The organism is Winogradskyella psychrotolerans, assembly GCF_018860545.1.
GTDB lineage: Bacteria > Bacteroidota > Bacteroidia > Flavobacteriales > Flavobacteriaceae > Winogradskyella > Winogradskyella psychrotolerans_A.
Window position 1 is genome coordinate 42,642 of sequence record NZ_JAHKPN010000005.1, and the last position, 21,579, is coordinate 64,220.

Annotated in this window: 20 protein-coding genes; 4 read left to right on the top strand and 16 right to left on the bottom strand. The window is 33.6% G+C overall.

The window, feature by feature from the left end:
• The first annotated feature begins 134 nt into the window (after positions 1-134).
• Entirely contained in the window at positions 135-1,760 is a 1,626-nt protein-coding gene (locus tag KO515_RS02455) for an ABC-F family ATP-binding cassette domain-containing protein (protein ID WP_215934799.1), read from the top strand.
• A gap of 82 nt (positions 1,761-1,842) precedes the next feature.
• On the opposite strand, the gene KO515_RS02460 is transcribed toward KO515_RS02455, so the two are convergent.
• Positions 1,843-2,085 carry a putative signal transducing protein gene (locus KO515_RS02460; RefSeq protein ID WP_215934800.1) on the bottom strand — a complete coding sequence of 81 codons (243 nt, stop codon included), beginning with the start codon at positions 2,083-2,085 and terminating at the stop codon, positions 1,843-1,845.
• A 210-nt stretch (positions 2,086-2,295) separates the two neighbouring features.
• On the opposite strand from KO515_RS02460, the gene katG reads away from it, so the two are divergent.
• Both katG and KO515_RS02470 read left to right on the top strand, forming a co-directional pair.
• Positions 2,296-4,521: a catalase/peroxidase HPI gene (katG, locus tag KO515_RS02465; RefSeq protein WP_215934801.1), complete on the top strand. Its 2,226-nt coding sequence runs from the start codon at positions 2,296-2,298 to the stop codon at positions 4,519-4,521.
• 78 nt (positions 4,522-4,599) lie between these two features.
• Positions 4,600-5,073, top strand: coding sequence for an ankyrin repeat domain-containing protein (locus KO515_RS02470; protein WP_215934802.1), 474 nt, complete (start codon positions 4,600-4,602; stop codon positions 5,071-5,073).
• Positions 5,074-5,934: 861 nt separating this feature from the next.
• On the opposite strand, the gene KO515_RS02475 is transcribed toward KO515_RS02470, so the two are convergent.
• The 7 genes from KO515_RS02475 to ribB all read right to left on the bottom strand — a co-directional run bounded on the left by KO515_RS02475 (position 5,935) and on the right by ribB (position 12,262).
• Positions 5,935-7,779 carry a T9SS type A sorting domain-containing protein gene (locus KO515_RS02475; protein WP_215934803.1) on the bottom strand — a complete coding sequence of 615 codons (1,845 nt, stop codon included), beginning with the start codon at positions 7,777-7,779 and terminating at the stop codon, positions 5,935-5,937.
• Between the two features lie 67 nt (positions 7,780-7,846).
• Positions 7,847-8,380, bottom strand: a complete 534-nt coding sequence (locus tag KO515_RS02480) for a TetR/AcrR family transcriptional regulator (RefSeq protein WP_215934804.1) — start codon at positions 8,378-8,380, stop codon at positions 7,847-7,849.
• Positions 8,381-8,829: 449 nt separating this feature from the next.
• On the bottom strand, positions 8,830-10,065 hold the full coding sequence (locus KO515_RS02485) for an ATP-binding cassette domain-containing protein (protein WP_215934805.1): 1,236 nt from the start codon (positions 10,063-10,065) through the stop codon (positions 8,830-8,832).
• A gap of 8 nt (positions 10,066-10,073) precedes the next feature.
• On the bottom strand, positions 10,074-10,223 hold the full coding sequence (locus tag KO515_RS02490) for a hypothetical protein (RefSeq protein WP_215934806.1): 150 nt from the start codon (positions 10,221-10,223) through the stop codon (positions 10,074-10,076).
• 38 nt (positions 10,224-10,261) lie between these two features.
• Entirely contained in the window at positions 10,262-11,005 is a 744-nt protein-coding gene (locus tag KO515_RS02495; protein ID WP_215934807.1) for a hypothetical protein, read from the bottom strand.
• 18 nt (positions 11,006-11,023) lie between these two features.
• A complete protein-coding gene (locus KO515_RS02500) occupies positions 11,024-11,599 on the bottom strand; it encodes a Crp/Fnr family transcriptional regulator (protein WP_215934808.1) in 576 nt (191 codons plus the stop codon).
• A complete protein-coding gene (gene ribB / locus KO515_RS02505) occupies positions 11,600-12,262 on the bottom strand; it encodes a 3,4-dihydroxy-2-butanone-4-phosphate synthase (RefSeq protein ID WP_215934809.1) in 663 nt (220 codons plus the stop codon).
• A gap of 236 nt (positions 12,263-12,498) precedes the next feature.
• On the opposite strand from ribB, the gene KO515_RS02510 reads away from it, so the two are divergent.
• Positions 12,499-13,248 carry a hypothetical protein gene (locus tag KO515_RS02510; protein ID WP_215934810.1) on the top strand — a complete coding sequence of 250 codons (750 nt, stop codon included), beginning with the start codon at positions 12,499-12,501 and terminating at the stop codon, positions 13,246-13,248.
• A gap of 185 nt (positions 13,249-13,433) precedes the next feature.
• Here KO515_RS02510 and KO515_RS02515 read toward each other — a convergent pair whose 3' ends face one another.
• From KO515_RS02515 to KO515_RS02550, 8 genes are all read right to left on the bottom strand, one after another.
• Positions 13,434-14,333 carry a PIG-L deacetylase family protein gene (locus tag KO515_RS02515; RefSeq protein ID WP_215934811.1) on the bottom strand — a complete coding sequence of 300 codons (900 nt, stop codon included), beginning with the start codon at positions 14,331-14,333 and terminating at the stop codon, positions 13,434-13,436.
• 170 nt (positions 14,334-14,503) lie between these two features.
• Complete coding sequence (locus tag KO515_RS18905; protein WP_215934812.1) at positions 14,504-15,526, bottom strand: class I SAM-dependent methyltransferase; 1,023 nt, start codon at positions 15,524-15,526, stop codon at positions 14,504-14,506.
• Between the two features lie 214 nt (positions 15,527-15,740).
• The gene (locus KO515_RS02525) at positions 15,741-16,304 is read right to left on the bottom strand and encodes a DinB family protein (protein WP_252723763.1); all 564 of its coding nucleotides are present in this window, start codon (positions 16,302-16,304) and stop codon (positions 15,741-15,743) included.
• A gap of 56 nt (positions 16,305-16,360) precedes the next feature.
• A complete protein-coding gene (locus tag KO515_RS02530) occupies positions 16,361-16,897 on the bottom strand; it encodes a Crp/Fnr family transcriptional regulator (protein ID WP_215934813.1) in 537 nt (178 codons plus the stop codon).
• Positions 16,898-17,376: 479 nt separating this feature from the next.
• Positions 17,377-17,784, bottom strand: a complete 408-nt coding sequence (locus tag KO515_RS02535; protein ID WP_215934814.1) for a cupin domain-containing protein — start codon at positions 17,782-17,784, stop codon at positions 17,377-17,379.
• A 424-nt stretch (positions 17,785-18,208) separates the two neighbouring features.
• Positions 18,209-19,474 carry a hypothetical protein gene (locus tag KO515_RS02540; RefSeq protein WP_215934815.1) on the bottom strand — a complete coding sequence of 422 codons (1,266 nt, stop codon included), beginning with the start codon at positions 19,472-19,474 and terminating at the stop codon, positions 18,209-18,211.
• A 238-nt stretch (positions 19,475-19,712) separates the two neighbouring features.
• Positions 19,713-20,498, bottom strand: a complete 786-nt coding sequence (locus KO515_RS02545; protein ID WP_215934816.1) for a transglutaminase domain-containing protein — start codon at positions 20,496-20,498, stop codon at positions 19,713-19,715.
• A 300-nt stretch (positions 20,499-20,798) separates the two neighbouring features.
• A complete protein-coding gene (locus KO515_RS02550) occupies positions 20,799-21,323 on the bottom strand; it encodes a hypothetical protein (protein ID WP_215934817.1) in 525 nt (174 codons plus the stop codon).
• Positions 21,324-21,579 lie beyond the last annotated feature (256 nt).

A 21,579-nucleotide genomic window follows, 5' to 3' on the forward strand; every position in this document is an offset into this window, starting at 1 on the left:
ATTTTAAATTTTAAGATTATTTTAAAATTCATCCTATTGGAAAATAGCAGATTTTAGGTTTAATTTTCTACTTTTGCACTCTCAAAAATTCGCCTCAATAGTTATGGAGGTTAATTGACTAAAATTATAAAAACATGTTATCAGTTTCTAATCTTTCGGTTCAATTCGGAAAACGTATACTTTTTGATGAAGTAAGTACAACATTCAATAATGGTAATTGCTACGGAATTATTGGTGCCAATGGTGCTGGAAAATCTACGTTTCTAAAAATTATTGCAGGTAAAATGGATCCTACTTCTGGGAGTGTGCATTTAGAACCGGGCAAACGTATGTCTGTTTTAGAACAGAATCACAATAAACATGATGACGATACGGTTTTAGATACCATTTTAAAAGGAAACAAACCGTTATATAAATTGAAGACTCAGATTGATGCGCTTTACGCTGATTATACGGATGAAAATGCGGAAAAGATAGGGGAGCTTCAAGTACAGTTTGAAGAAATGAACGGTTGGAATGCCGATAGTGATGCTGCAGCCATGTTATCTAACTTAGGCATTAAGGAAGATTTACATTATACCTTAATGAAAGATTTAGATGGTAAACAAAAAGTACGTGTGCTTTTAGCGCAGGCACTTTTTGGAAATCCAGATTTATTAATCATGGATGAGCCTACCAATGATTTGGATTACGAAACCATTTCTTGGTTAGAAAATTTCTTAGCGAATTACGAAAACTGTGTGATTGTGGTATCTCACGATAGACACTTTTTAGATTCGGTTTGTACACATATTTCGGATATTGACTTCGGAAAAATTAATCATTTCTCAGGGAACTATACATTTTGGTATGAGTCTTCTCAGTTAGCAGCAAGACAACATGCACAACAGAATAAAAAGGCTGAAGAAAAGAAGAAAGAATTGGAAGACTTTATTCGTCGTTTCTCTGCTAACGTTGCAAAATCTAAACAAGCTACGAGTAGAAAGAAGATGATTGATAAATTAAATATTTCTGAAATTAAACGTTCTAGTCGTCGCTATCCAGCCATTATATTTGAACGCGACCGTGAAGCTGGAGATCAGATTTTAAACGTACAAGGATTATCGGCTAGTATTGAAAATGAAGTTTTATTTAAAGATATTGATATCAACTTAAATAAAGGAGATAAAGTCGTTGTCTATTCTAAAGACTCTAGAGCTACAACGGCATTTTATCAAATATTAAATGGTAACGAACAAGCGGATTCAGGTAAGTTTGATTGGGGAGTGACCACAACGCAATCGTATTTACCATTAGACAATAGTGCATTTTTTAATAATAAATTGACTTTGGTCGATTGGTTACGTCAATGGGCACAAACAGAGGAAGAACGCGAAGAAGTCAACATTAGAGGTTTCCTTGGTAAGATGATTTTTAGTGGTGAAGAAGCGTTAAAGACATCAGATGTGTTGTCTGGAGGTGAGAAGGTACGCTGTATGTTAAGTCGTATGATGATGACCAGAGCCAATGTATTAATGTTAGATGAACCTACAAATCACCTCGATTTAGAGAGTATTACAGCATTTAACAATTCCCTTAAAAACTTTAAAGGCACCATTCTATTAACTACTCACGATCATGAGTTTGCACAAACCGTTGGTAACCGTATTATAGAGTTAACACCAAATGGAGTGATTGACCGTTACATGACTTTTGATGAATATATGAGTGATAAAAAGATTAAAGAACAACGTGAAAAGATGTATGGTATGCCTGTATAGTCTAATCGTAACTATATATAATATAAAAGCTAGTATTTTTTAATACTAGCTTTTTTTTGTTTAATACGTTGACTAAAAAATTCTAAGAAGCGGCTTCCATATCTCCCTTAACCCGATTGACAATCACCATAGCTTTATCTAATTCATCATTATGAACATAAACCTCTTGAAAACCTTGGTTCATTGAAGCATATCCTGCTAAACGTTGTGATTCACCTTCATCCTTAATAATAGGAACAATGCCTGCATGTTCCAATTCATCTTTTACACGTGTTACTAAAATAAAATTTCCGTAATAAACTTTTGTATATTCTGTAGTGCTCATAATAATTAGGTTTAAATATTTTAGAAAAGTTACGAAATTATTTTGAAATAAAATACTAAATAACTCCTAAAATTATTGAGTAAATCTATTAAGTATTTTTTAACGATAGTTTTTGGTTATTGAAATATTAAATAATAAAATATGATAAATTCTAACAGAAAATCATTATTTTATATTTTTATCGAAGAAACAAAGTAAAAATTATTATATATGGAAAAATTAACCCACGATTCTGCTGATCCAATACATGCGGAAAATGAAGAATTAAATCCACATGGTGGATCAGGTACTGGCAAATGTCCTTTTATGCAAGGTGCCATTACAACAACCGAAACATCAGTAACCGATTGGTGGCCCAATACCCTTAATTTGGATATTTTACATCAACACGATACTAAAACGAATCCTTTAGGAGCTGATTTTGACTATCAGGAAGAACTCAAAAAATTAGATGTCGATGCGCTTAAAAAAGATCTTCACGATTTTATGACCGATTCTCAAGATTGGTGGCCTGCAGATTGGGGACACTATGGTGGCTTAATGATTAGAATGGCTTGGCATGCGGCTGGATCTTACAGATTAGCTGATGGACGAGGAGGTGGAGGCACCGGTAACCAACGTTTTGCACCATTAAATTCTTGGCCAGATAACGTGAGTTTAGATAAGGCTAGACGTTTATTGTGGCCAATCAAGAAAAAATATGGCAATAAAGTAAGTTGGGCCGATTTAATTATTCTTGCCGGAACCATTGCTTACGAGAGTATGGGATTAAAAATATACGGTTTTGCTTTTGGTCGTCAGGATATTTGGCATCCAGAAAAAGATGTGTATTGGGGAGCTGAAAAAGAATGGTTAGCACCTAGTGATGAGCGTTACGGAAATGTTGATAAGCCAGATACTATGGAAAATCCATTAGCAGCCGTACAAATGGGATTAATTTATGTAAATCCAGAAGGGGTTAATGGTAAACAAGATCCATTAAAAACAGCTGAACAAGTTCGTGAGACGTTTAAGCGTATGGCGATGAATGATGAAGAAACGGTGGCTTTAACAGCAGGTGGACATACCGTTGGAAAAACACACGGTAATGGCGATGCAAGTATTTTAGGACCAGATCCGGAAAGTGCCGATGTTGACGCGCAAGGTCTAGGCTGGGCTAATCCTACAAAATCTGGAAAAGGTAGATATACCGTAACCAGTGGATTGGAAGGTGCTTGGACGACGCATCCAACTAAATGGGATAATGGTTTTTTTGAAATGTTATTCAACCATGAGTGGGAATCTAGAAAAAGTCCTGCAGGTGCCGATCAATGGGAACCAGTTAGTATTAAAGAAGAAGATAAGCCTGTAGATGTAGAGGATTTAACTACAAAGCATAATCCCATGATGACGGATGCGGATATGGCCATGAAAATGGATCCTATTTATAGAGAGATTTCATTGAAATTCATGAATGATTTCGATTATTTCTCTGATACATTTGCGGGTGCTTGGTTTAAATTAACACATCGTGATATGGGACCAAAAGACCGTTGGTTTGGACCAGATGTGCCACAAGAAGATTTAATTTGGCAAGATCCAATTCCAAAAGGTAATTATGAATATGATGTTGATGCTGTAAAAGCTAAAATTGCCAGTACAGAGTTAACAATTTCAGAATTAGTGTCTACAGCTTGGGATAGTGCAAGAACGTATAGAGGATCTGATTTTAGAGGTGGAACTAACGGAGCACGTATTCGTTTAGAACCTCAAAATGCTTGGGAAGCTAATGAGCCTGTACAATTACAAAAAGTACTAGGGGGTTTAGAACCTATTGCTGCTGAATTCAATATCAGCGTGGCAGATACAATTGTATTAGCGGGTAATGTTGGTGTGGAAAAAGCCATTAAAAATGCAGGAATGTCTGTGAATGTACCTTTTACAACAGGTAGAGGCGATGCGACGCAAGACATGACCGATGTGGAGTCTTTTGAATCTTTAGAACCACTTGCTGATGGTTATAGAAACTATCAGAAACAAGAATATGTAGTGAGTCCTGAAGAACTATTATTAGACAAAACACAATTACTAGGTTTAACAGCAGCAGAAATGACTGTTTTAGTTGGTGGTATGCGTGTTATGGGCACCAATTATGGTGGCACAAAACATGGTGTATTTACCGAAAATGAAGGAGCGCTTACTAATGATTTCTTTGTAAATCTTACGGATATGATTTACGAATGGAAATCTCAAGACGATGGGACATATCAAATTACAAACCGTCATACAGGTGAAGTGAAGTACACAGCAACACGTGTTGATTTAGTATTTGGATCGAATTCTATATTGCGTGCGTATTCAGAATTATACGCACAAGACGATAGTAAAGAGAAATTTGTTACCGATTTTGTTGCCGCATGGGCAAAAGTGATGAACTTAGGTCGTTTTGATATTTAAAAAATTGTGAACACTGATATTTTGAAAAGGAATGGACTTTAAAACGTGCATTCCTTTTTATTTAAAACATTATAAATTATGAAAAAAGATACAGATGTTTTCTTTGAAGCCATTAAAGTAGGTGATAAGGATCGGTTGAAAGCACTGATGTGTATAAATCCTAAATTGATCAATGAGAAAGATGCTCGTGGGTTTACACCACTTATTTTAGCAACGTATTTTGACAATGAAGAAGCGACAAGCCTTCTTATTGAGAATAATGCAGAACTTAATGCTAAAGATGGCTCAGGTAATACAGCGTTGATTGGTGTAAGCTTCAAAGGAAATACGTCCTTAGCAACGACATTATTAGCAAATGGTGCAGATATTAATGCAGTTAACAAAGATGGAACTACGGCTCTAAGTTTTGCTACCCAGTACAACAAAATAGATATTGTAAAATTGCTTTTAGAACATAAGGCAGATACTAGTATTACAGATACAGCTGGTAAAACAGCTTTAGACTATGCTAAAGACAAGAAATTTACTGAACTTGTTGAACTTTTAAGTTAATGCGTACGTTTCCATAAATTAAAAACTGAGTTTAAAAATTAGCTTATTATGGCTTTTTTTGATGTCATTTGTTTTGTAATTAAAGTTTGGAGCGTGCTTTATTAGTGTTTTCGACGTGTTAAGTCTTGTTTTATGCTGAATCTAACAGGTTATAAGGTTATTTAACCATACTATTAGCATGCTATTACCACCCTATAATCTGTTTGATTTGTCGATTTCGGTTCCCACGAATATGGAAAAGTGGATTCATAAAAGTTATTGTAATACCTTTTATGTTAATAGATTGTCCTGCGGAAGATATTGTTCCTTCTCCGTTTAAAATTAGGGAAATTTTGTAAAAATCCCTTCGGTTGGTCGGTAAAGAAGTTGAGTCGCAAGCAAATTCCTCACGCCTATGAATATTGAACTGTCCTTTTTTTTCTGATTATGTTGAGCGTAAAAGTCCTCAATCGTTTCTTTTGATTTCATTTAACAAAGTTATGAAATTCAAATAATATTTTCCGAATGTATGTTATTTAGTTCGAATGTTCGTATAGGAGTGTTGCTAACGGTTTTGTGTATGAAATGTAGCGTATTAAAAACACTTCCGTTTCGATTTAAAACATAGCTAAATATAAATTTTTCACTTTCATTTTTCCGTCAAAAGCTAAATTTTATATTTGGCGGACTTTATAAATAATCACAAAACTTTGGTTTTAGCGATTACTAGATATATTTTATACATTTTGTTGGCAACTTGTTTTTTTATACATAATGAGATTTTCATTTTTTTATAAATACTTTCTCTTAAATAAAATAGAAAAATCATTATTGCCGTTAAAGTTTAGTAAGATCTAGTCTAAAATTTATTACCAATAAATGTTAATTTTGTTGTTTAATTATTTGTCTAAAAATAGCATCATTTACTTTTACAAAATAAAGACCACGAGTAAGTGTACTTATGTCGATAGAATAGTTAAAACTATTAGGTTTTAAAGACATAACGCGTTGTCCTAAACTGTTGAATATTTCGACGGTTGATATCTCTGTAGTACTGGTAGAAATATATAGTTTTTGACTTGCTGGGTTGGGATATACTTTGATAACTAAATTAGAATCTACTAAATCTTCTATGGATAATAAATCATTTGTTATTTCAAATTCGTTTAAAAAATAACTTTTAAGTGAGTGACCAGCACCAGAAGTAACAAAAGTTTTGCCTGTTGTATAGATATAATTATTTACAATAGCCATGTCTTGAATTGCGGAATTATTGATAGTGTTTATAGCTAAAAATTCTATTTCTTCTCCCTCAAAATCATAAATAGCAATAAAGCCAACACGTTCATTGGTGCCTTCTATTACAGATGCTCCAAAGGTTCTTGTTTGCCCTGTGAATTGCCCACCTACATATATATGATTATCTGAAAATGCAATCGTGTTATAAGCCGTATTAAGTCCTATGCCTGTAATATCTTTCACCCACATTAGCTTTCCTTCTGGATTATATTTTGCTATAAATGCAGAGGTATTTCCTGTACTAGAAGTTAAAACGTCTGAAACATCATTATAGTCAGGATCAAAATCAACGCTACTTCCTTCAAAATATCCGACTACGTAGACATTACCTTGACTATCGCTCTTTATTTCTCTACTATGAATATTTTCACCAGAAATATGCTTTACCCACTGGGTTACATTATCGCCATTATATTTAACTAAGCAAATATCTGGTTTTTGGCTTATAAACTCAAAATACCCTTGTGACTCGTACAATTGTCCATTTTCTTCTAGAGATATAGTACCACTAAATGTTATGGCTACGTATTTATTTTCATTTGTAATCGTATTCTGAATAGAATTAATGCCATGATAGTAGAAATTATTTGCATCAAGTCCTCCTATTTTTAGGGTGTTTAAAAAATCACCATTCTTATTGTATTCAGTAAGAAAACCAGTACCTGCAAATGAGAAATTTATAATATCTCTATCATCATTGTAATTATTATCTATGTCAAAATCAAAGTCATAATCACCCCCAATAACAGAGTAGTAAACGTTCCCACTTAGATAAATTTTTTCATCAACTAAACTCAAATTAAGGTCTACTAAATTTGATTTGTTATATAATACCTTAGACCATAAATATTCACCATTAGAACTGTATTTAACAAGGAATAAGAAGTTTGATCCACTATAACCCCAAGCATCACCGCTATAGGTTAAAAAATCTAAAAAAGAGGGTGTCTCTGGGTTCTCTAGGTCAAAATCTATGTTTTGGAAACTCGGATTTATTTGACCTGTAACATAAATATTGTCATCATCATCCACAACAACATCATATGCTATATCATTAACAGGAACAGATGTATCATGATTATAAAGCCCTGGAAATATACCGCTTTCACTATAGAAGTTTGTACCTCCCACGTTTTTTAACCAAAGTAAATTATCATTGTTATCATACTTAGCAATTAATATATTTTTATTACTGTCGCTAGTTTGTTGTGTGCCATTAGGAAAATCGACAGCAACCCCTTCAAATGTACCTGCTACAATTTTATTAGCTTCACTATCTAATACTAGATTATATTTGTCAATAGAGTAGCTAGGTGTGATTGTTTGGCCTATGGGTTGCTCTGTAAAGTTATTTTGTATTAATTGGGCCGAACTTTCATTTGAAATAAAAATGATAGATAGGAATAAAAGCGTTTTTATAAATTTCATGGTTATGAATAGCTTATTTTTTGTTTTGCATTTTTCAATGCGAATTAAAGACGAAGAAAAGTTTAGTTTAAATATTTGTAATTAATCTTTCTGTTATTGATCTTGACTTTTCGATGAGTTCGTTTGATTTAAATATCTGACTTTCTATAATTGAACTTTCAAACAGTAAATAAATATGATCCGCTAATAGTTCATCTTTTATATGTTCTCTAAAGTAGTTTCTTAAATCGGTTTTACTATTTTGAATAGCTCTGCGTATTTCTTCTTGCTCTTCTGATATCTCTGAAATAATATTTAAAAAACTACAACCTCTATAGTTTTCTCTCTTATTCATAAAAATCAAAAAATTAAAAGAATTTAATATTTTATCCTTTGGATTATTATACTCAGATGTGAATTTATGCAGTTCACTAACCCAATAATTATGTCTGTTATTCAAGAATTCAACACATAAATCATCTTTTGATTTAAAATGGTAGTAAAAAGTTGCTTTGGCTACTTTTGCCTCTTCTATTATTTGGTTAATGCCTGTTTTGTTATACCCTTGATAATGGAATAAATTGGCAGTAATATCTATTATTCTTTCTCTTGCGGAAATCATATTTTTCAAATTTTTTTGCAAATATAGGGTATTTTAACGCACAGACAGGTCTGTATGTTATAAATGTTGTAAAAAAAAATAAGTTGAAAGTTTCTTTTAATATTTTAGATTAGGAGTTTGTTTTTTAAAATTAACTTATAGTAAAGTGAGGTTCTTCTTTCAGCTTGTTGCCAACTCGTTATATCAATCATTAAACAGCTTATGTCCCTCTTAAAAAACAGGTAACACTTTTTAGTTATTTATCCCCATCTAGAAGATGAGCTAGTTACATACTAATGCACTCCCTTTTCACAAATTACTAAAGCTTTTTTTATTCCTTTAATTTTATAGGCTAGGAGAGTTTAACATTGTTACATAATATTAGTTGTGTGGTTAAGCTTGTAATTTAGCAAGTGAATACGGAATTGACTACAGTATAACAAACTGGCTCCCCAAAACCGCGATAAATGTTATTTTGGTATACCAACAGAACCATTTGACGAGGGTTGAAGTTCATAGATAAAATCAGGATGGATGTTAGCCTCATCACGATGGGCCACAAATAAGATACTGGTCTCACTTTCTTTGGCAATTTTGTTTATTAACGTGGAAATAAGTGCTCTGCCTTCATCATCTACATTAATTAATGGTTCATCTAAAATCAATAAAGGCGGATGCTTAATCATCGCTCTTGCAATTAATATTAAGCGTTGAACAGCTGGCGATAATTTGAGAAACGAGGTGTTTTTTTGGTCGCTTAAATTTAAGACGTTCATCCACTGAGCAGCGGCACGTATTTGTGCAGTCGACGGTGTTTGATATAAGCCAATACTATCATAAAAGCCCGAAATAATCATTTGCTCTACAGTATAGCTACGTTTAAATAATTCTAACATGGCAGGGCTAATATAGCCGATTTTTTGTTTGATATCCCAAACGCTTTCACCAGAACCTTTTTTTTGACCAAAGAGATATAGCTCTTGACCATACCCTTTGGTGTTGTTTCCATAAATCATTGAAAGTAAGGTGGTTTTTCCAGAGCCATTTGGGCCTATTAAATGCCAGAATTCCTTTTTTTTGATGGTCCAGTTGATATCTTTTAGAATGGAACGATCCTCATAATGCACATTGACATTCTTAAGTTCTATGAGCACTTCTGGAATATTGGAGTAGGTTGTTATCGCCGAAGGGATGACTTTATCAAAAACGAACGTACTTCTTTTAAAAGAGTAGTTTTCAATAGGTACCACGGCTTTAAGCTCTGTATTTTCAAATGTAATGACATGTGTCATTACGGGTAACAGATCATCTTGCCTGTTGAAAATTAATACAATAGGCATGCTTTTAGACAACGACATTAATTCTTCTTTTAATACGGATACAGACGCTTTATCTAGCGCTTCGTAAGGATTATTTAAGACGATGAAATCTGGTTTTTGTTGAAGTAAATGTGACAGCAATGCTTTTTTTTGCTCACCTGAAGATAATGTTCTAAGGCTTCTGTTCAGTCCTGATGTTAACTCAAAATTATCGTGCTTTTCTTCCTCTTCAATATATTTTTCTAAAACAGAATTTGAAAATAGAGCCCCTCGTTTGCCTTCTATTTCTGGTAATTTATAGGCGCCATTAAGTAAGTTAGATAACCAATGTGCCTGTGGTGAACGCGTCGTGTCTTCAATGGCGTAATGCTGATGTGATGGTGTCATTAGTCTAGTTAGAAGTGTTTTAATAGTTGAGCTGTTCCTAATCCTAATTCATGTGAATAGTCATTGTTCTTTAACGCTGACTCAATGGCTGTGACCGTTGCGAGCAAATTATTAATGGTTTTCTCGATTTCATTTATGACTTGCTGTTGTTTATTCAATGATTTTATTTTTTTGATTGTTAATGGTTACTAAAATTCTAGTGTTCTACTTTTGATTTATTCTTTAATTTATTTTCAATGAAAGGATATAGGTTGTACGTTGGATAAATTTCTGTTGTAAAAGCTTTCCAAGCGGTTCTTTCAATTGCTAAATTCACAGCTGATAATTTTGAGGCAGGAAGTTCTAATACCACCATTTGACCAAGTCCCATAACCACAAACCAATTCACTACAGAAGTCCCTTCTGGAGGGATATTTTCATAAAAGCCTTGATCTGTTCTTATTTTTTCAATCTCATTTAGAGTTATACTTTGATCGTGTTTAAGAAAGACGGTTAATAACAATTTGTCATCTTCTTTTTCAGAACTGGGTGTTGCATCTAGCGTCACTTTTGACTTGTTTTTCAATTTGTGTTCTATGATAGGATACAAATTATACGTGGTATAAAATTCTGTTTTAAAAGCTTTCCAAGCCGTTTTCTCAAGCGCCACATTCACCGTTCTTAATTTGGAAGCAGGCAGTTCTAATACTACCATCTGACCAATTCCCATTACCACATACCAATCCACAACTGATACACCTTCTGATGGGAAATTTTCATAAAATGCTTGATCGGTTTTTATCTTTTCAATCTCATTTAAATTCATACTTTGATCGTGTTTAAGAAAGATGGTTAATAACAACTTGTCATCCACTTTTTCAATGCTGGTAAGGGTATCAGTCGATTGTGCATGAACAATCATTTGTAGTAAGAATAATGGGAGTAATACGGCGTATTTCATGTTTTATAAATTTTAGTGTCAAATTTTAGACTTGATTCTGCTTAATGTTTCATGTGATATATTGATATAAGAGGCTACAATTTTGTTTGGTAAACGCTTCACAATGTTTGGATTGATCTTGAATAATTGCTTGTATCTTTCTGAGGCATCTAGTGTGGTAAAAGAGATTAATCTCTTCGCATTATTGACATAAGCTTTTTCTAAATAGATGCTATAAAAATCTTTCCATTTAGGAACAATGGTCATAAGATGTCTAAAATCATCGTGGGTGATGTAAAGAAGTTCACTGTTTTCAATCACCTGAATTGTTTCTTGTGCAGGTTCATTGGTAATGAAACTTACTAGTTCTGTCGCAAATTGATTTTCGAAGGCGATGTAACGCGTGACGTCTTTTCCTTCCTCATTGATGTAAAAAAGCCTTAAACAGCCTTTTCTTACGAAATAACTCACCTGACTATTCTTTCCATGGGACAGCAAAATATCGTTTTTCTTTTTTTTAATTGTTTTAAAATAAGACAACACGATTGTTAAATCTTCATCATCAATATTTATATTCTTTTTTATGAAATTAGTGAGTTCTATAGTGTCTGTCATCTATTTGTAGTCTCTTACAAATTTACGATAATGAATAATATCTTGAATAGATAGTACTATTAAATTATGCTCATCTGCAAAGTCTAAAATGGTATTCATTTTTGCCATGGTTCCATCATCGTTCATTAATTCACACAGTACAGCTTCTGGTTGTAAGCCTGCTAATTTCATTAAATCTACGCTTCCTTCCGTATGTCCTTTTCTTTCAAAAACACCATTGTTTTTCGCTCTTAAAGGAAAGATATGACCGGGTTTTGCTAAATCGTTGCTTGTCGCATTTTCTTTACAAGCTGCTTTAATGGTTGTTAGCCTATCTTTAGCAGAAACCCCTGTAGTAACGCCTTCTTTTGCTTCAATTGAAATGGTAAAAGGGGTTTGATAACTACTGGTGTTTTCTTTGACCATATAAGGTAATTCTAACGCATCTGCTTTTTTATTCGGTAAACAAAGACAGACAATACCACTGCATTTTCTAATCATGAGTGCCATTTGGTTATTCGTCATGTGATGCGCAGAGAATATTAAATCTCCTTCATTTTCTCTGTCTTCATCATCCATTAGGATTATTCCATTTCCGTTTTGTAGGTGTATTAGGGCTTTTTCTAACCGATGTTGACTGTCTTTATTAAATGTTGTTAACGTCTCTATTTCTGTAAGTACCATTTTTGTTTTTATTATTGATAGGCAAAACTAATACTGTCTAAAATCAGATTATTTGACTTAAGTCAATAAATCGATTTTTTATTACTATACGTTGTATGCTTTGGTCTCATTTGACTTCAGACATGCTATAAGCTTGTTTTAAGCATTTTATAAGCATGCTATAACCACGCTATAACCTGTATTATAATTTTTTGTATATTGCTGGATTGTAGGCGTTTAACTTAAAATATGGTACTATGGCACAACAGACCGGGATTATCCCTTTAGTAGGGACATTAAATGGTATTAATTTTTATTATTTGCATGGCAAACCGATTGCACGACGAGCGGGTGGTGGGTTTACTAGAAAACGGATAAAGACGAAAGCTAGTATGGAACGCGTGCGTGAGAATGCCAATGAGTTTGGGCATTGTTCTGCGGTGAATAAAACTTTTAGATCTGCTTTGGTTCCGTTTTATAGGGGTTACACGTTTACGCATTTTCATAGTCGTTTGATGGGCTTGTTTACGCGTATTAAGGCTTTAGATACGATCAACAAACGCGGTAAACGACTTGTTGCTGAAGGTATAGGGCAGGCGCAAGGGCTGCAATTATTAGAGCAGTTTAGCTATACGCCAGCTTGCAAGGTAGGGCAGGTTTTGCCTTTTGAGTTTGGTATTACTACTACGGATTATACGTTGACCATTTCTGATTTTAACATAGCGCAGGTGGGCTTTGCGGATGGTGCTACTCATATGGCGCTGACTTATGGTGTTTTGGATTTTGATTTTGAGCATTTGAATTATGCCTTGCATTTGGCTCCTCCTTTGGTTTTAGATCGTTCTTATGCTGGTTCTACGGTGACTTTAGAGCCTACTACTTTGCCTAGTGGTCTTGGTACAGCGCTCTGTGTGCTTGGTGTGCGGTTTTATCAGGAGGTTGATGGGGCTTTGTATGTTTTAAATGCTAAAGATAGTGTTGGGATTGCGGTTTTGAAATGTTTGTAGTGGTTTATAGAAATTTCATAACCCTTAAAAGCTACTATGCTCTTTTTTAAATGTTAACTCATTAACAATTGATTGTTTTTACTTAATTCTTTGTTTTTTTGCAGTCTTTTTACTTTTATCTAACCCAAAAAAAATAGAAATAAAAAATAGTCTTATGGGTTAAGCTATACCTATCGTTATCGGATTTATTGGTGGTTGGATTTTTCTAATACTCTAAAAAATTCTTTATCAAAAATTTCAAAATATGTCTTTGCATCAAAGATTTCGTAATACGGAATAAATTTTCTAAGATTTTTCCTTACATCCTCGTCGTAGGCTCTGAGGTAATCCATTTTCATTCTAGCAACATCTGCAATGTTGATCTGAACTGTTGGCTCAGGCATACCATCAATTCCATACATCTTATTAGCCATATCACTTGGGCTAGGGTATCCCCATTTTTTCATTTTTGCACCTAACCAATTATCAACAATTTCTCGTTCCATGTGGTCTGTATATACGGATTGGTATATCTTTTCTATTTCTAACGCTCCATTTTCAAAAAGGTCCTTGACTAATTGGCTAATAAATATATGGTCGGGGTGTCCATAGCCACCTTTCACATTGTCGAGCGTAAAAATAACCGATGGCTTAAATTCATTTACTTTGTTTAAAATGGCAGTAGCAACTTTTTTGGTAAGAAATTGCGCGCTAATATCTTGATAGGGTATAGGTAGATATTGATTTTTTATGGTGTCTAAGCCGATACGATATAAACCATCTTTTAGAAGACGTTCATTACCTTCACAAATAATATCTGCTGGATTTTTCCCTGTTTTTTCGATAATATGACTTTGCAGACTTAGTTGTTTAATTTTCCAGCCATTTACTTTAAGCTTGGCAATTGTCCCAGACATTGCGCAGTCATCATCATCATGTGCTACTATAATAACGGCACGTTTATTACTGACTGTATCTAAAAATACATCTGCAGGGTACTTTTCTGTAGGAACAAATCTTTTTAGATCTTCAGTGGACACCTTCTCATTACAGCTGAATAGACTATAAATGATAAGTATAGCTATGATTAAATTTGTTTTTTTCATTTAGTAAGATTTTTATTTTAATTGATTATTATATGTGTTTGATGGTTAGTTTTTGCTTGTGATCATCCGCATTTTATTTGTCATTATAAGTTTGTAACGTTATGGAGCGTTTGGGTATTTATACACGTGACTTTACATCGGTTTTTAAACATTAGTTTTATTGTCTCTGTTTATTTTTTGACGTCATATAAGTATCTCGCATATTTATGGTCTCCCCAATTGGCATACCTAAAGGCTTCCCGGTGGCGATAGTTCCAAAGGTCTATATTGTCCTCATTTGCAAAGTCGGTTTTCATAGCGACTAGTGTTTTTAGTTTCTTTTTCCAATGGTTGATTCCTGAAATGCTTAGGTCTGTAAATGCATAGTTTAATCCTAAATTGGCTAGTACTTTTGCTAAATGGGTATTATTAGGTTTAAGGGTGTCTGTATATGCCGTGTCCATTATCCATTGCGAAAAGTAGACGTATAAATGGCCATTTTTTGTTAACCCATTCATCGCTTTTTCTATGGTGTCTTGTAAATTATCTGCATAATAAAGTGTGTCTAAAAATAAGATGGCATCATAAGTGTTGGTGAAATCTATATGATTTAAGTTTCCTTCTTTGAACAGCAGTGCGTTGTTTCCTTCTGTTCGTTGATTTGCCAGTTTTATACCTTGATGCGAAATGTCAATACCAGTTATATGTGCTTGTATTTGTTGTGAAAGATATTCCGTTATTTTACCGTTGCCGCAGCCAACGTCAGCAATCGTTTTAGGTTGTTGGGTGTTTAATTTTTCAATGAGGATAGAAAGTTCTTTCATATCTATAAGTCCATGTTGTGACAAATCTTTGCCATATACTTGTTTACAGAATAGAGTATGGGCATGGCTCTTTTTTTCTGAATCAAAAAAGTAATCGTACTCGTACTTAAAAAAAGGTGTTTTAGCTTCTATTTGTTTTTTTATGTTCTCCCCTTTAGCTGTAAATTGATATTCTCCCTGAGCACATACTAAGATTTCTTTTTTTACAAGTGCGCTAAAAGCGCTTTGCCAATTACATTTAAAATTACCAATCCAAATGTTTCCGAAGTCTTCAAGGTTTTTTCTATCAGCGGGTCTGTTTATATCTAAATTTAAAAACAACGCATACCGTGTTCTAAACCATGATAACACGGTTATAATTTGTTTTTCTGCTTCTGTAAAATTGTTCACTTTTTTTGATTCTTTATTTTTTGTGACACGCCACTAATTAGAAATGTGACACCGGTTATAATTAGAAAAAATTTAAACCATGTTGGATCACCAAAAATTTCTGTAAACTCGATTATTACATAGACTGCTAAGAATAATGCGGATAGAAATACGTGTTTATTGGCTGTTGTCATTGATTGATTTTTATTAGGTTTACTATACTAAGGTGAAGTTTCTAAAGGTTATTAATTACAGCTTTTTTTAATGTCTGTTCTGCTTGTTTGATGTGCCTTTCGTTATGATATACAAGCACTTTAAATGTGTCTCCCAATCTTAGTTTAATTAATGTTGAAATTGAAATAGCAGTTTTGGTTTTGTCTAGATTGATGTTTTTTGATTGTTCTAAAAGCCCGATGATTTGATGTTGCTGGTTTATAAACTTTTCTAAGGTCTGACTATTTAGTTCAGAATTTAAAGGGTTCATAGATTTAAACGTTTTCATTTTATTTAAGGTCTCGGAGTAGGACACCGATTTACTAAAATATGATCCTAGCCAATTGCCTTTAAATAGTTCTGAGCTTTTAGGTTGCGCTGTCTTTATTTTAGTGGTTATTTCTGGTAAATAAAAATCGCCATACCTATTTAAGTGCTCTATGCATTCTAAGACACTCCAGCACTTAGGGTCTTGTTTCCAATTTAATATAGCTGTTGGCTCCGTTTTTAAATTTTCTGTAGCCGTGCAGTTGTCTTGCGTGATTTTTAATAAGTTTTGCAATAATTTTTGAGAAGCTATGGCCATGGTTTTTATTTTATTGCAAATTTGAATAGATATTTTGTTTTAAAAATTGATTGAAATTAAGATTTTTTAATTCTTGATAATGTTTCGGGTGTCATTCTTAGATAGGATGCAATATGTTTATTAGGTATTTCTTGAAATAACTGTGGGCTTCTTTTTAAAACGCGATTGTAACGTTCAACAGGAGATGATGTAAGGATGTCTCTTTCTCTTTCCATTTGTTGTAGTACTAAATTTTCTAAAATCGACATCCAAATGTCTTGATTCTCTGGAGACGACGTCATAAATGATTTAAACTTCGCTTTATTAATAACTTTTACTTTGGTTTTTTTAAGCGCTTGTATATATAAATCCGAAGGTTGTTCATTTAAAAAAGAATCTAGAGCAGCGATTAAATTATCTTTATAACCGAATCTAATTGTGTGTTCTTCATTTTTGTCGATCACAAAAATTCTTAAGCTTCCATGTATGACTAAGTAGATATTGGTGTCGCTAATTCCTCTTGTTTTTAAGAAGTCGTTGCGCTCTAATTCCAGGGTTTTGTCCCAAAGATTTTCTTTATTGATTCGTTTAATAAAATGAGACATAGGATTCATATGATACTGAAGCTAATGTTTTTAAGAATACGTTGTTTGATTTTTTACAGCACCTAATTTACTAAATAATAACGTAATAGACTCAGATTTATTGAGTGTAGAACCTCTGAGGGTTTTTGATGGTTGTTGAGAATTTACTATGAATTAAATACAGCGGTGCCTACAGTATATAATTCATGCTTTTTTTGCTAATAATTAGCTCAATTTAGGTAGATGAATCGTGGTATCTGTCAGATTGATTTTGAATATAATAACCTTATATTTTAATTTTAGAATCTTCTTTGACTTTCACTCTTAAATAATACTATCGTTGTAAAAAATAACGTGGTTGTATTTGAAGCGTAGGCGATTACTAGGCCTTAAGCTTTCGGTTAAGTGTAATGGTTGATACGAGCTAAAGGCGTTGAACTAATAACTGTTTCGTCAATTTTTTATAAACATTGTTAACGGTTCGTGGTGAAACGTTAATTGTAAATTTGTTATTGGTTATCTTCAAACCATTTAACAATTGCGGGCATATTTCTTTCAAATCCACCGGGAATAAAAAAGTTAAGGACTCCAGATTTTTCATTTGTTCTGTTTGCAAAGTCATGAATGGTTTTGGCTGGTATTCTTAAAAATGTTCCTTTTTCTACGTCTATCCAGTTGTGGTCCACAAGTATTGAAGTCGTACCTTCAAGTCCGTAAAACACTTCATCATTATCTTCGTGTTGGTGCGCACCAGGTCCATCAGAGTTTGGTTCAAGCCACCATTCCGAAATGCTATATTTGTCTGCGGTTTCATTTTCATCTGCTTTAAAAATAGCCGTCATTGTCCCACAACTATAAACTCTTCCTTGTCCTGATTTAAGAAGTAATTTATCGGTTTCGTTTTGTTTATGTTTCATTTACTGTTAATCAATGGCTGTTTGATTGGCTGTCGGCTTGGTTTCGTTCTATAATGACCGCTAATGGTCTCGAATATAAAGACATTAGTTGTCGGCTTATGCACGTGCCTTGTAAATATACAAAAACCTCTCTAAAAGCCTATAATAGGAATGTTTTATAAAGGGTGCTGTTTATATTGCTATGCAGGTTCAGCCTCATTTCTCGATATTTTCCTTTGGTTCTAGAGTGAAGTTTATTTAGTCTGTTCACTTTGATTGGGTGTAGCGTGGTTATGCCACTAATTTAGCAAATAATTACTGAATAGAGCACCTGATCGAATTTTTGAACTTAGGCTAAAAAAAGCAGTGAATTATTCGCGCTGTTGTAGGTTGTACTTGTTTTAGTTTTATCGGTTTTGCTTTTAAAGATTTTCCTGAGACGACTTTAATTCATAGGGGTTTCACATCTTCGCAATTGATATTTCCTGTTAATATAAGATTGTGAATCATTAAGTTCAGCGGCTGAATAAAATATCCAAACTTTGTCATTACCGCTATAGGCTTCTGGTTCGGAAACGTTTAAGGCACTATCAAATTCATTAAGTAACCACATTTGTTGATTTGGGTTATCTAATGTTGTTAACCAAATTTCACCAGGTCGGTTAAATGTTGTTTCTGAAAAATTATTTCCACCGTTATTAATTTGAAAGGCGGAATACAACTGACCATTAAAGATGAAAGGTTCGTGGGATTGGTTTAAGGACGGTGTTTCAAGATTTACTGAACTGGGTGTAATTATTTCATCTTGAAGAAACATAGCATCGAAAGCTGTTCGTTTATAAATATATGCCGTGTTTGTTGCATTTATACCACTAATAAAATATTGATTTCCGTTTAATGTGTTTATAATCGTATTGCCATCTACTTTATTAGATAGATCATTAGTGACAGGAATTGCCGCCTCAGTTGGATGGAGTGCATCAAATTGTTTGGCTTGAACCACACCATTATCATCTTTGTAACCGTAAGTAAGATACCCACTGTTTTTTATCCATCTCGGAACGATAACATCCATCGGTACGATTAATGGATATATGCTTGGTTGCTCTTCGATGAGGTAGTCGTTTGTTGGGTTATCCAAATCAAGAAGGCGCAATTGAAATTTTGTGTTTTGCGGATAATTTGCAGAAAACCCATTGATGACATCATTTAATATATAAATTACAAATCGTTTGTTTTCGTTAGGAAGTTGTGAGGGGTAAAATACTCTTCGTTTATTATCCATCGGTGCGGCAATATTTGTAACCGTTGCCGACGTAGGGCTTGTTGGTCGCACCATTTTTATTTGACCTAAGGGTGTCGCACCAACATAATATACTCCTAAATTATCTACACCCCAATCTGCAGGACGTGCATAAATATTGGAAGTAAAAGGATTAAAGCCTTTGCCGTCTGCAGGAATTAAATCCCCAGTGGTTGGATCTATACCACATTGCCAGACTTTTCCTGATACGCCATTAATAGTATCTAGCTCTATCCAAACCATATAATTATCCCTTGGCGAGATTTCGGGATTTACGTAATTTATAGACACTTCTCCAACCCTAACATCAGTTCCAGGATCTGGAATATTAGTTAAATCATCGTTTTCCGTATTTGAGCATTGTAGACAAAACAAGCCTAAGCTAAAAAGTAGTACGAACTGTTTCATAAATTTCACTTTTTATTAAGACCATATTTTTTATGAAAGGTTTAATTTGTATTCCCTAGAATGTGGTGGTATATGGTTGTCCGCGAGGATGTTATTAATTAGGCTAGAACTAGCCATCAGTTATATGTGGTGTTGTGTATTAAATTATTCGTGCGAAATGTGTAAAATCCTATTTGATTTATATTATAGTTAGTTACATTTTTTCTGTTTAATCGTTACGTTACTTTTCCCATTTAGATCAAGGTTGCTGTTCAACTTTAACATGATATTCAATTGGATTAACCAAAGTGCCAAATTGATTAAAAATAGCAACATCGGCTGCATCACGACCAAAACCAAGAATAACATAACCTCCTGGAGAGCCTACCTGAGTGGCATCAAACGTGTACCAACGGTTACCAATATATGCCTCAAACCAAGCGTGCATATCCATAGGTTGCAAGTTGTGTAAATAACCAACAACAATACGTGCTGGAATGCTTAAACTACGGCAAAGCGCAATACCCAAATGGGCCAAATCCCTACATACACCAAACTGTCTATCATTAACTTGAATGGCAGATAAAGGTTGATTATTACTGCCAGGCAGATACTCAATGTTTTGGCGTAACCAATTTGTAATTGTAGACACTTGGTTGTAGCCCATTAATTGGCCTTCGGTAATCGTTGCACTCATTTCATTAAAACGATCTGACTCACAGTATCTACTTGGTAATAGATAACTTAGTACGGAGTCTGGTAAATTCTGGATTTCAATAAATGGTGCACCAAAGCCTTGATCTATAAAATTAGAGGTTACAACCTCTGAAGACGTCGAAATTGAGAACATTCCAGGTTGGGCAATTAAGCGTTGACACAGATTGCCATAATTATCCGTGAATTCGAAAACCGGTGTACTGGGTGTTATTTTATAGTCCTCTCTTTCTACCCATTGTTGGCTACCACTGCGAGGCCTTAACATAAGAATAAATGGGGTGGGCTCAAAAATCTCAAACTTTAGGTCACAACTTGTACGTAAACGCATATGTCAATTTTTTAAGATTCTAAATTATATTATAACGACTAGCTTAATTCTGAATAACTTAGCTCTCCATCTAACAACACAAATTTCGGTTATTTAATTTTAGTAACATCTATAAATTGAAATTCTTAGTTGTTATTTTCTACGCATTATTTTAAGACGATGGAATAGGGTTAACATCGTCTATTCGTTGTGCACGGGTTTTGCGTGATTTAGTAAATAAAACCGAATAGAAAATCTGTAAGAATTTTCGTAAGTAGAGTCTAACTAGCCATTAATTATACACGGTCTTAGCAGCTTTTTTTATTCATTTATTTCTATGTAATTAAATACTAAAATTGCTTCATAGAAGCATAAATTAATTTGGCTTCCAATCCTTTTCTCATTCCAAAAGTCATATTTGCATACAATAGTTTCATTTTTACTTACAATATCAACAACTAATGTGTTTACTTCTGGTTGTCTAAACCTACTTTCTTTACGATATTTGTAAACAATAGTATATAAATCGCAGTTTGTTTTGTAGGCTGATAAAATATTTAATTCATTTATTGTAAATAGAAGTAACCCTACAATTGTTATTATAATAAATACACTTAAATTTTGCTCATTATTTTTTTTCTGACTGTATTTCAGTATTGTAGGTTTTAATTTTTTCCAAATAAAATAGCCTATAAAAATTCCTACTGCACTAATGACAAAGGTAAATAAGTACGGTTTATTATATTTTGGAATGTCTTGAAATGCAATGATTGCTAGAAACATACTCGCGAATAATGAAGTAAATATTGTAAGTCCTAGTAATATAGCTTTCTTTTTTGACTTCATTTCTTTGGTTGAGAATTGCAGGTAACGGTTTTGTGTATGATTTCGTTGCGTGTTTAAGCGACTAATTTAGTAAACAAAAACGAACGCGATAAAATTCCGAAGGCATTTTCCAAATAAGCACTTGCCAAAGCAATTAATTATACACGGTGTTAGCTTTAATGCTTTATTCCGCTTTATAATTCATTCCGTTTTTTTGATTCCGCAAACTTGCTCAAAATTTCGATTCCGTTTTTCATTCAGAGTTTGAGTAAGAAAT